This window comes from Virgibacillus sp., assembly GCF_013393565.1.
Taxonomy (GTDB): Bacteria; Bacillota; Bacilli; order Bacillales; family Amphibacillaceae; genus Virgibacillus; species Virgibacillus dokdonensis.
Window position 1 is genome coordinate 20768 of the sequence record NZ_JABXHF010000049.1, and the last position, 12315, is coordinate 33082.

Below are 12315 nucleotides of genomic sequence, written 5' to 3' on the forward strand. Positions count from 1 at the left end.
TTTTTCTTCTTTTTATATTATAGCAAAGTATCCTGTTTCGGGGCTATCGTATAAGCAAAAATGTACTGCTTTCACCATCAATAATTGGTGAAAGTTTTTGTTTTAATCTACAGCTTTCGAATAGAAAAACGATCGATTTTCATAAAGATTTGTCAAAAATCCAAGTTTTTTTCACCTATTGACAGTTGGAAAAGGGGAGCATACAATTTAATTGTAAACTTAAAATTAAAATGGTTAACAAAAGGGGGTGAAATAGAAGTGGATAAACTATATAATTTGCGAATGAGGGCAGCTCAAGGTGGTAGTCATGAACAAGGGGGTACACACATTTCTGGCGGAGAGCGGATTACTCGTTTTTCTAATATTCAACAAGTTGCCATGTATTTATTAGAAAAGGGACTAACGCATTGCAAGGGAAGACCAGATTTTATGCAAATTCAATTAGAAAGTATTTCTGAGTCAGTAACATATGTGCAACCTTTAGAGAGGTGGACGAATGTAGAAAGATTTGTGAGAGAAGGAGATACCTTTTTAAAAGAAGGAAAAACAGTTGCTTTTCAACTGTTAGAAATAATAGGGATCCCTAAAAAAGTGATACACTGCGCGCTTAAAACTGTTTCACAATATTCCTCTATGCGAGGAGCTGTTTTAATAGATGCCCATTCAGGTAAACGCTTGGATGATCGAGAAGAAAAAGGAGTTCGGGTGTCTAGATTAGATTGGCGGGGCAATGATTTTGAAAAATGGGCACGTTATCATCATGTTTCCGCTAATTCTAGAATAAGAGAAGCGCTTGCGCTAGCTGCGAAAGTAAATAATCATCCTGCTACTATTGCAGAACTATGCTGGTCAGATGATCCCGATTATACGACAGGTTACGTTGCTAGTAGAAAAATGGGTTATCAGCGTATTGAAAATATAAAAGCGTACGGAGATGAAAGGGGGTGTAGAATTTTCTTTGTGGACGGGCAGAAGGACATACGCTCATACATAAATTATTTGGAAAATCAACCAGTATTGATTACATGGGAGGGATAAGCATTGCAACAAGAACTAATAGAAAAAAGTAAAAAGCATTTATGGCTACCATTTACACAAATGAAGGATTATGATCTTGACCCTTTAATTATTGAGGAAGGGAAAGGAGTAAAGGTGAAAGACATCTATGGCAAGGAATATTACGATGGTTTTTCTTCCGTTTGGTTAAATGTACATGGTCATCGCAAGCAGAAATTAGATGAGGCAATTAAACAACAACTTGAGAAAATTGCTCATTCTACCCTTTTAGGAATGACCAATGTGCCTGCAACAGAATTAGCAGAAGAGCTGGTTAAAGTCAGCCCTGAAAATCTAACGAGAGTTTTTTATTCAGACAGTGGCGCTACGGCGATGGAAATCGCGCTTAAAATGGCTTTTCAATATTGGATGAATATCGGCAGGCCAGAAAAGCAGAAGTTTATTGCCATGCAAAATGGTTACCATGGCGATACTATTGGCGCTGTGAGCGTTGGTTCGATCGAACTTTTTCATCATATTTATGGGCCGTTAATGTTTGAAAGCTATAAAGCGCCAACCCCCTATGTGTATCGTTCTTCAAGTGGTGACCCTATACAATGCCGTGATACATGTTTGTATGCATTAGAGCAGTTACTTATGGAAAAACATGCAGAAATTGCGGCGCTTTCGATCGAGTCTATGGTTCAAGGAGCATCTGGGATGATTGTGATGCCAGATGGATTTTTAACAGGCGTACGAGAGCTTTGCGATCAATATAATATCCTCATGATTGTAGATGAAGTTGCAACAGGTTTTGGACGGACAGGGAAAATGTTTGCTTGTGAACACGAACAAGTTCAACCAGATTTTATGGCGGTTGGAAAAGGTATAACAGGAGGTTATTTACCAATTGCTGCAACGCTAACGACAGAGGATATTTATCAAGCTTTTTATGACGATTATAATCAAATGAAGACTTTTTTCCATGGGCATTCGTATACAGGAAACCAGCTTGGATGTGCGGTTGCCCTCGAAAATATAACATTATTTAAGGAAGAGCAAATAGTTGAAAGTGTAGCCACTAAAGCAAAAGAGATGGGGAAAATCCTTCAGCAACTTTATGCACTTCCAACGGTAGGCGATGTGAGGCAGCTTGGCTTTATGTGCGGGATAGAACTCGTGGCTAATCAGGAGACAAGGGAGCCATTTCCTCCTGAAAAAAGAGTCGGTTACCTCGTATCTTTAAAAATGAGGGATCTGGGTATGTTGACAAGACCAATTGGAAATACCATCGTTTTTATGCCACCGCTCGCTACTACCGTAGAAGAAATAGAAGCAATGGTTGGCATTATGAAAGCTGCGATTCATGAGGTGAGCCATGTTGTCGTTTGACGACAAGTTGCATAACAGAGTGAAAGAAATGCAAGAAAATTCGTTGTATCGTACGCTTCGAACGATGAAAACGGCATCGCAATCGGCAAGGATAGTAGATGGGGAAAAGAAAATAATCTTTTCCTCTAATGATTATTTAGGGCTGGCAAATGATAAGCGTTTGATTCATGCAACGATAGAGGCATTGCAACAGTTTGGTGTTGGGAGTAGTGGATCAAGACTAACGACGGGTAACACGTATTGGCATGAGAAGTTGGAAAAAAAGATAGCAACATTTAAACAAACAGAGGCTGCACGATTATTTTCTAGCGGTTATTTAGCGAATATAGGTGTTTTATCTGCCTTAGCTGAAGCAGAGGACGTTATCTTAAGTGATCAATATAATCATGCTAGTATCATAGATGGTTGTCGTTTATCCAAAGCCAAAACGTGTATTTACCGCCATGTGGACATGGAAGATTTGGAAAGAAAATTAGCTGCTACCACAAAATACAAACAGCGATTTATTGTAACGGACGGCGTTTTTAGCATGGATGGTTCGATTGCACCCCTTGATCGCATGATGGAGCTTGCAGATCATTATCACGCATATGTTATTGTCGATGACGCCCATGCAACTGGGGTGCTAGGGCAAAGCGGAAGAGGGACAAGTGCGTATTTTGGTATCATGCCAGATGTAGTAATTGGCACATGTAGTAAAGCAATTGGGACAGAAGGGGGATTTGTTGCTGGCTCTAGTATATTGGTGGATTTCTTAAAAAACCATGCTAGGACGTTTATTTTTCAGACTGCACTTTCTCCTGCCATTTGTGCAGCTACATATACAGCAATAGAGCTGATAGAGCAGGATGCAAATAGGCGTGAGCATCTTCACTACAATATTAGAAAGCTGAAGGAAGGATTAAATGATATGGGATACGCTGTGAAAGGAGATCATACAGCAATTATTCCTGTCATTATAGGTGAGCAACAATTAGCGCTTGAATTCGCGAAAGAGTTAGAGGAAAAAGGAATCTATGCGCCGGCAATTCGTCCGCCAACAGTGCCTAATGGAGAAAGCCGTATTCGACTTACTGTAACCGCAAGTCATTCTATGCAAGAGATAGATGATGTATTACATGCGTTTTATATAATTGGAAAAAAGTGGGGAGTCCTTAGATGAAAGGGATATTTATAACCGGAACTGATACCGATGTTGGCAAAACAGTTATAGCTAGCGGAATTGCAGCAACTTTAAAGGAAAAGAAACTGGATGTTGGGGTATTTAAGCCGTTATTAAGTGGGATTTCACGTAATCATGCAAATAGTGATACGAGTTTGTTAAAACATATGTCGCAAACATCTTTAACTCATGCGGAAATTACGCCATATGAATTTAGTCAACCTCTCGCACCATCTGTGGCAGCACAACTGGAAGATAAAGAAATTTGTATGCAAGCTGTGTTAGACCATTGGAAAAAAATAAAAGATAGACACGATTTTTTTATCGTGGAAGGGGCAGGAGGTATTTCCGTACCTTTAGGAAAGGACTTTTTAGTTAGTGATTTAGCAATTGCTTTAAAGCTTCCCATTCTTATTGTGGCTAGACCAAATCTTGGAACGGTAAATCATACTTATTTAACGGTTTACTATGCAAAACAGGTAGGGATACCAATTGTAGGAATTGTGATAAATGGGAAGAGTAATCAGCCTAATATAGATGAGATAACCAATCCAAAGCTTATGGAAGATATGTGTGGGGTTCCTGTTCTAGGAGTGACTCCTAAGTTGAAAAAACTTACAGAAAGTGATGTGCAACATATGGTTGATACATCTTTAGATATCGAAGTATTGCTACGCCGTTTAATGGAAATTAGTCCTGTGTAATCTATGCTCCATAGAAAAAGGTGCGATATAAGAGTCCAATAAAATATACTTGTTTGGCTTATTTACACACAATAGGAAAACCTGAAATTTAAGTCTTAAAACGAAGGATGCCACCACAAAAGTTTGGTGATCATCCTTCGTTGGAAAAATTGCTGCCTCAAAATATGTTGCTTTCTTGCTAGCTATATCAGCTTCCTCAGAAAGCAAAGATCGCTTTCTTTGTCTTCGTGGTTCTCGAAGGAGTCTTATAATTTGACTTTGCTTGAACTAGCGTAACCCCAATCATATGTCCTAAACGCTTTATCGCTGTATGTTGCTATTTACATGTCCAGAAATGGATCAAAATAATCATATTCCGTAACACCATTTGGAATAATGCTGCTAATTCTAACCAACTCGTCAACAATGTCCTTTGCATCTTTTCCAAATACCGGAAGTGGTTGGTAATTATTTTCTGTTTCGCTATCATTGGAATTTTCTAACGTTGGAACAATGCGTAGTCCTTTTGTGATAACAGCATTATTTTCTTTGGCAAACGTAAGCCGGAAAATCGCTGTCTGTCTAGATTTTAATGTTGGATCAGCACCAAAAGCATAATCTCCCATGCTGTAAATGATATATTTTCCATTGTATTTTTCAACGCTTTGTAAACGATGGGGGTGGTGACCAATAATAATATCTGCTCCTGCATCAATGATGGCATGTCCAAATTTTGTTTGATAGGCAGCAGGTATTTCCATATATTCAATTCCCCAATGCATGTTCACAATGACTAAATTATCTTCTTTTTTATATGTTTGCACGTCTTGAATAATATGTTGTAAGTATGAGTCCGTGGACTTTCTATATCGATAATCGTAGCCTAGAAATACTGTTTCCATACCGTTGATGTTTTTAGTAAGTGGCATATCTTCATTAAACACAGCAACATCATGCTTCTTAAAAGCTTCCAACGTATCTTCATATCCAGCTTCAAAATAATCCATTGTATGGTTGTTTGCTAGATTCGCTGCTTCAACGCCGCTAGCTGGCAAAAAAGCTGCATAGGTAGGATGACTTTTTATACGCCACTTTTTATCTTGTGCCTCCGCTTCTGTCGTAAAAGCACTTTCTGCATTGATCACGGTATAATCATCGGAGTGAAACCAAGGCAGGCTGTTTTTAAAAACGTATTGGTTGTCGCCATTATTCTTTTCAAAAACCGTATCAAATTGTAAATGGTCAGGAGCTTCAGGATAAGTACCGAAAGAAGTATCTCCTACCATGCTCAGCGTTATTTGCCCTTCTTTCTGTTGTCCTTGTTCATAATTGGCAGCTGCAGCATAAAACCAATGGTATGGATTAATTTCTTCCATGTCTAAGGACGGATGGGCTTCTTTTAGTTTTTCTAATGCAGTTAAGTATGCCGGATATACTTTTCCTAATGCTTTTTCCTCTGTTTTTGGTTCTTGATAGGAAGCAATCGCTTTCAAGCAGATTGTTAGTTGTTGCCAATAATCTTCTAACACTTCATCATTCACTTTGGTTTGCTCGGATTGTTTAATAAACTGGCTTAGTTCATCTATTGCTTCCGGTGAACCGCCTGATGATGCTACTTGCTTTAAAACGTCCTCTGCTTGCTTGGTTAGTTCTTTCACGGAGTCTTTTGTTAGCATGGGCGGATTCTGTTCTGCTTCTTTTTTTGCCTCTGATGGCGAACTATCTCCTCCTGTAATGGAGAAAATGATAGTGCCTATACCAAGCAATATGACGGCAAGGAGCACCCATGCTCTCTTCTTTAATTTTCTTCGCCTTCTTTTTCTATTCATCTTTTACCTCCTATTAACTAGAATATTTAGTATGTTTTTTATATAAAACTAGATTACTAGTTTTAAACGTAGATGATTGAATTTTATCAAAAAAAATATTACCTATGTAAAGGAGGTCGTTATTCCTAGTGCTATTTTACCTTATTCTTCGTCATGATGCACGATCACATCTTATCGTAAAGTAAAATAGAAAAACAGAATGTAGCATGATAGTTCCGTTGTTTTCATTTATCTTAAGTCCTAACCGTTTGCTTTTTGAGGGCATAGTCGATGCGTGGATAAAATGAAGGGAGCGCATCCTTTGTGTTTTCTTATTAATAACACTATCTCTTGTAACTATAACTGAAACTAGTTACAGATAATGGTGTTTTTCAGTTTTTAATAGTAAAAATAACCTATGTAAAAACAAGGAAAAAAGACGCATGGTGTATGGGTTATTTTACCATTAAGATTTATATAGAGGAAGAAAACTGAAATGTCTTAAAAGCAAGGGGATTTAAAAGTATAGGGAGAAGGGGGATAGTTTGTGAAGCGTGACTTACAAATTAATTATGGGGTTTTAGATGATATTATTGGCGAACTTCGGACATATAAGTGTGCTTTAGAAAAAATGGACGATTCACTTGATAAAGTGAGTACCTTTGTGCAAATAAATGAGGGAAAAAGTGTTGAAGCATGGGATCAGAACATTAGCACCTCGAAAGAAAAAATTGCAAATTATGAAACACAGATCAATGACCTTTTATCCCTATTTGAAAATTACGTAACTGACACGACGAGATACATTTCACCCATTTCAAGAAATACGATGATGCGTGTGGATCGTAATGATATTTGGGCGAATTTAAAGCAAATAGAAGGCGGTATTACCAATAATGTGTTTAAGGCATTAAACAAAAGCTATCAGCAACCTTCTTCTTTTTTCGGTATGTTTGATGACCCAACGGATGCGGAAAAAGAAGCAAGTGAGATCAACCGACGTCATATGGAGCGAATCCAAACGAGCATTGAAGCAACCAGAAAAAAGCTAGAACGTAATATGGACGAGTTATGGGATTTATATAATTCTAAGGTAAAAAAATTTGAAAATGCGGATGATGAATACAATAACTTGGCCGGAAACGTAAAAAAGAAATATACGAATTTCTTTGAAGGTGTCATGGACGTTGTCAGTAGTGTAAACAAAGCTGTCAATGATTTTGAAAAAGGGATAGTAAACAGCATTGCGGGCATGGTGACGGGACTGCTAACCGTAGTTAAGGATGCAGGTGTTGTTGCCGTATCTGGCGTTGTACCTGATCCTGTGGAGCCATCTTGGTTAAAAGACAGTGCAGATGAAACAGTTGATGCCTACACACAAGCTGCGATACAATTCTTACAAGACCCTATACGTGCAGTTGAATCAACTGCCCAAGCCTTCACAGATACTGCGGAAAGTGAAGGAGTTATGTACGTTACTGGTGCGACCATTCCTGCCTTAATACCAGGTAGTTTGGCTGTCAAAGGAGCATCAGGCGTTGCAAAACTAGGTGCAGGCGCAGCAAGAAGAGCTCCGAAGTTATTGGATAGTAAGCCTTTTAGTGGTAATTATTATCGGAAAAAGATAGAGGCAGCTAAAGCTGGAATGGCTAAAGTAACAGAGAAGATCACTTTTGGTAAAGACTATGCACTTTCAACTGGTGATGCAAACTTTAAACTTAGAGATAAAGATTTTGAAGATAAAGCTAGTACACAGATGTTCAATATGAAGGATGCCAGAGTACAGTCTGGGAGTACCGGCAAATTAAATTCAACAAAAGATATTTATAAAGTATCACCAAGGGATATCCAACAAGCGCTAGAAGGCTATGAGCAAACTCATAAATTCTCAGCACATTTTAGAGGATTTGAAGTGAAAGCACAGCGTTCATTATCGCATATGTCTGATAAACAATTGATATATTCATTTAAAAAAGGTTACTCACCAAAGGATGGAGCAAATGATACAATTGTACTCCATCACCATGAACAAAAAGTTGAGGGACCAATAATTGAGATGCCAAGTAGATACCATGATTTAGGGAATAAAAGACAACATCCATTTGGAAATTCCGGTGGAGTTGGCAGTGGAGAAGGTAGGTTAGAATTTAATAAGTGGCGTAAAGAATATTGGAAGGCAAGGTATGCCAATGAAATGATTAAAAGGGGGCTTATTGAATGAAGATAGAAATATTAAATGCCATCAATGAAGAGTTTGAAATGTTCCCAGAAGCTTTTGGAGGGCCTCTTAATATTGAGGAAGTAAACCAAGCAGAAGATGAATTAAATGTAAAATTACCAAAGGATTTTAAAGAATTTCTTTTGAGATATGGTTCTGGAGCAGTTGGTGAGGCTATTGTTTTGGGATTAAAAGAGGCGGAGTTTGTTGCAACACCATCATTTGTAGATAAATCACTACATTTTAGGAAGGTACTGCCTAAAGGATATGAGAACTTTACTGCCATTGGTATAGACGGTGCAGGAAATCCAGTGGGCTTTAATTTCCCTGATACAGAAATTATTACATTTGATTTTAATTTCGGTGGTAAAAAAATTATAGCAGAGAGTTTTGAGGAATACTTAGAAAAAGCAATTCATGAAGAATTAAATATACATTTTTAACATTCAAGATATTAGCTGTAACAAGGTTAAAGCTCATTATGGATGTGTGGATAAAATAAAGGAAAACAGAGCTTGTATTTTCTATTAACAACACCATCTCCTATGATTTATTTAGATTATAGTTATAGGAGATGGCGGTCACACTTTTGGTAACGTGGCAAGCGAAATGGACTAAAATAATCTGTTGATCGTAAATCCTAAAAACTGTGTCAACTATTAATACAAAAGCATTTTAATACTAACTAACATCAACTGAAATATACTTGGTAGGTTTCCTAAACCGTGTGTCGCAGGTTCGAATCCTGCCGGGGGCGTAGGTTTTAGCATTCTTAATTGCAAAAACGATCAAGGCTTTGTTCACATCAGTAAACCCATTAAAAGATCCTTCTTTTGCCTTCCACATTTATTCTATAGATATTCAACAGTTCCTTTATACTTTGTAGTAAGAGAATAGCTTTATCCTATTAAAAGCTTAAAAATTTTTGTTTTTAATATTTATATCTTGTGTAAAGTGTTGTATAGGATGTTTTAAGGTTATCATATACAAAAAAGGTTACTTGGTCATTTTTGATGCTAAATAAAATATGTGAAATTCAATGAAACTCATCACATTACTGTTTTTGGAAAGTTGTTATAAAAACACCCTTTTTGGTTAGTGCTATTAATATTATTACTATTAGGTAAGGTTAATTAGTAGTTAACTATTTGTTTACTAATTAAAGTATGATTTGAAAGGATTTAATACAATGAAAAAAATTACGAAGACCCAAGTAGTTACCATTCTTTTGATTATCGGTTGGATGATATGGGAATATTATGTATGGCAGTGGTCGAAAACAGAAGTTGGAGCTGTTATTAGAGTGGATTTAATCTATATCGTTCCAATTATATTGATTATGGTAATTATATCCATTCTTCAATTGTTAAAAGCAAGAAAGTAGGTTGATTTTTTTGGAAACAATACAGGGAGACCACTCGAGATAGTAGAAGGGTTCTTCTCTAAAGTGTAACTTACAAAGTTGATTGTCCAAGAAATAAGTAAAGTAAAAGATATCGCATCTAAATCCCCGTCTTGTACTATAAAAAAATATCCTCGAGTTAATTATTGAATATATAAAAAAGCCAAATCCAAAGGTGAAAAACCTTTAGATGGGCTATATATCGTTTATTTCTTCTTGTTTTCCCTTGTACTCGATATATTTACGGTACATCGTTTCAATAGCAATATAGAACGGGACAAATGAAGTAATTTCTGTTCCCTCCTTGGTTGCTCCAGGTGTTGTTGTGGCATATATGTTGTTAGGGGACATTTGTGCGAGTTTATTATTTTTTAAATTAGTGATTGTAATGACATCAATCCCTTTGGCATTTAGCTGTTTAATATTTGGAATTAGCGTTGGTGTATCACCAGATAAAGAAATAATTAGGACCACATCCGTATCCTGCATCCCCCTATACATCGCTTCGAATTCCACTTGGTCGTGAATAAGGATAATAAATGTCTCAATAATAGAAAACATACGTTGACAGTCTTTGGCACACATTAATTGAGCGGTTCCTGTACCATGTATATAGATTCTCCCTGCTTGGTATAATAACTTGCTAATAGAATCAAAATCAACGGATTCCAAGTTCTTTAGCGTGTGCGCTACATCTGAATGGAATGACTCCATAAGGTCATCTGTGGGATGTTTTGTTTCTCCTTCCCACTTAAAAAAAACTCTAAATTCGCTATAGCCACTAAAGCCAAGTTTCTTCGTTAGTCGATGAATGGAAGAACGAGAGGCAAAACAAGCATTTGCTAATTCGACAATACTTAAATCATAGCACGACTCCCGATGGCTCAGTATGTATTGGAGAACCTGCAGATCATTTCTGTTTAATTTTTCGTAATTTTTATTAATTAATGTTTCTAGTTTCATCGTACACTCCTACCTAAGCTTTGATTATATCCAGTATAACATTCTTTTGCTAAGAGGATAATTCCTTGTTCGTTTTAACGGATTTGTAAACTTGTATAGTTTAGGATCAAGGCTATGTGCAACGATAAACGAACGTAAAGTGGAATAGCATGTGAAACTTCAAACTCCCATTCTCAAAATGTTAGTGACATAGAACTCCTGTTTACTATTTTTGCTCACTTACTCTTGCGAACAAACAAATTCGTGTTGGGACCCGCTTCCCCCTATTCTTTTACTTTTAAACCTAACATTGCGGCAAATGCTACTGCCTGTTCTGAAGAAATAATACAACCTTCCAGTTCGTCTAAAGAGACAATTAGTCTTTCAAAAGTAGAATTACTCAGGTCTACATTCTTTAGTGGTGTTTGCGAAAAATTGACTTCGTTTATATCACAGTGCTGGAATTGAACTTTATTAAATTTACATGCATAAAAGTCCGCACCTTTTAAAGAGCAATGATCAAAAATGATCTGTTTCGGACTACTATAATTAAAAGAGCTTAAATGGATGATACTATTTTCAAAACGCACATTTCTTAACGTGGCGTCGGCTAAGTTCACCCCGACCATCTTTGTGTCTTTGAATTCTACACGATGAATAATCGCCCCTAAAAAATCTACGTTGGACAGATCACAGTTATCAAAAATAACGTCTGTTAATTCTACGTTTTTGAATGAGGATCCATTTAATTTGACCTGTTTAAAAACGACTTGCGAAAAATCTGTACGATCATAGTTTTTCATTTCAGCAGAGCAAGTAGAAACTGTGCAATGACGTAGAGAAGGGTCCCCGTTTTCAAATATATCTTGAAGAGAGGCGGTAGGTAAATCGAAATAAATATTTGGTTTTTCAATCTTTACTTTTGACATCATAGTAGCTCCTTAAAATAATTTTACGTTATAAGTAAGGCTTTATAGTATAAACCAAGTTATACTATTCCGTTAAACCCGAAACGTTTGTTCTTATTATAGGATAAGAATCACTTGATTGGCAACCAAGAACATGACTTCTTTCATATATCTTGCTATTAATCGATTTGTAGAGTCCATTTACTTAAAAAACTGTCAATGTATTTCGGCAATTTCTCCTTCTAAGCGAATAAACTGTTCCTCTGAAGAAGATACTCAGTCACGCACATACTCCAGTTATAATTCATCCAGCTTAGCTTGTAATTGATTTTCGTTACTTCTAATATATGTAAAATATCTGAAGTTCACAATTATCCAGTAGTTGCTACACCTTATATCAATAAACAAACTTTGGCGATAGCCAAGTTTTTCTAAGATAATCACGGCTAAAGGAAAAAACATTTTCTATGTTATTTAGTTGGGAAAATTCCCAACTTATGAAAACGCGTTCATAAATGGTAACGCTTTCCCTAAACCCTCTAAACCTATTGAATGAATGCGTGCGCCCTTCTATACTTAAATTAACAAATGAAAGCGACATCAACAAAATGGAACATTCATTTGTTAGCTTTTTCATCGTCTAGGAAATTATAAAATTTAGCAGCTGTGGATAAACTTACTAAGTTATTTAGCCACGTCCGGCTCCAGCGCCCAGCAACTAGGCGACTTCACGAAATCGCCCTACGATAAGTCATCATCGGTTCGTTCCTCACCGTGATTCCTTTATCTCAGTTGATTCGTTCC

The 12315-nt window shown here is 36.8% G+C and carries 10 protein-coding genes; 7 read left to right on the top strand and 3 right to left on the bottom strand.

Going from position 1 to position 12315, the window contains the following annotated elements; translation table 11 throughout:
• The first annotated feature begins 252 nt into the window (after positions 1-252).
• The 4 genes from bioW to bioD are packed head-to-tail and all read left to right on the top strand — an operon-like array spanning position 253 to position 4254.
• Positions 253-1038: a 6-carboxyhexanoate--CoA ligase gene (gene bioW / locus HLX49_RS11355; protein ID WP_296362000.1), complete on the top strand. Its 786-nt coding sequence runs from the start codon at positions 253-255 to the stop codon at positions 1036-1038.
• A 3-nt stretch (positions 1039-1041) separates the two neighbouring features.
• Entirely contained in the window at positions 1042-2388 is a 1347-nt protein-coding gene (gene bioA / locus HLX49_RS11360; protein ID WP_296361978.1) for an adenosylmethionine--8-amino-7-oxononanoate transaminase, read from the top strand.
• Positions 2378-3550 (top strand): 8-amino-7-oxononanoate synthase, encoded by a 1173-nt coding sequence (bioF, locus tag HLX49_RS11365; RefSeq protein WP_483372453.1) that lies wholly within the window; start codon positions 2378-2380, stop codon positions 3548-3550. Before bioA ends, bioF begins: the two co-directional genes overlap by 11 nt.
• Complete coding sequence (gene bioD, locus HLX49_RS11370; protein WP_296361981.1) at positions 3547-4254, top strand: dethiobiotin synthase; 708 nt, start codon at positions 3547-3549, stop codon at positions 4252-4254. The genes bioF and bioD overlap by 4 nt, the downstream gene beginning before the upstream one ends.
• A gap of 320 nt (positions 4255-4574) precedes the next feature.
• On the opposite strand, the gene HLX49_RS11375 is transcribed toward bioD, so the two are convergent.
• On the bottom strand, positions 4575-6062 hold the full coding sequence (locus HLX49_RS11375; RefSeq protein ID WP_077706513.1) for a CapA family protein: 1488 nt from the start codon (positions 6060-6062) through the stop codon (positions 4575-4577).
• Between the two features lie 526 nt (positions 6063-6588).
• On the opposite strand from HLX49_RS11375, the gene HLX49_RS11380 reads away from it, so the two are divergent.
• The 3 genes from HLX49_RS11380 to HLX49_RS11390 all read left to right on the top strand — a co-directional run bounded on the left by HLX49_RS11380 (position 6589) and on the right by HLX49_RS11390 (position 9643).
• On the top strand, positions 6589-8262 hold the full coding sequence (locus HLX49_RS11380; RefSeq protein ID WP_296361983.1) for an HNH/ENDO VII family nuclease: 1674 nt from the start codon (positions 6589-6591) through the stop codon (positions 8260-8262).
• On the top strand, positions 8259-8702 hold the full coding sequence (locus tag HLX49_RS11385) for an SMI1/KNR4 family protein (protein ID WP_296361985.1): 444 nt from the start codon (positions 8259-8261) through the stop codon (positions 8700-8702). Before HLX49_RS11380 ends, HLX49_RS11385 begins: the two co-directional genes overlap by 4 nt.
• A 746-nt stretch (positions 8703-9448) precedes the next feature.
• Positions 9449-9643: a hypothetical protein gene (locus HLX49_RS11390; RefSeq protein WP_077702107.1), complete on the top strand. Its 195-nt coding sequence runs from the start codon at positions 9449-9451 to the stop codon at positions 9641-9643.
• A gap of 213 nt (positions 9644-9856) precedes the next feature.
• On the opposite strand, the gene HLX49_RS11395 is transcribed toward HLX49_RS11390, so the two are convergent.
• Together HLX49_RS11395 and HLX49_RS11400 are read right to left on the bottom strand one after the other, a co-directional pair.
• Positions 9857-10624 carry a MurR/RpiR family transcriptional regulator gene (locus HLX49_RS11395; RefSeq protein WP_101933096.1) on the bottom strand — a complete coding sequence of 256 codons (768 nt, stop codon included), beginning with the start codon at positions 10622-10624 and terminating at the stop codon, positions 9857-9859.
• A 263-nt stretch (positions 10625-10887) separates the two neighbouring features.
• Positions 10888-11535, bottom strand: a complete 648-nt coding sequence (locus HLX49_RS11400) for a pentapeptide repeat-containing protein (protein ID WP_101933095.1) — start codon at positions 11533-11535, stop codon at positions 10888-10890.
• Between the last annotated feature and the right edge of the window lie 780 nt (positions 11536-12315).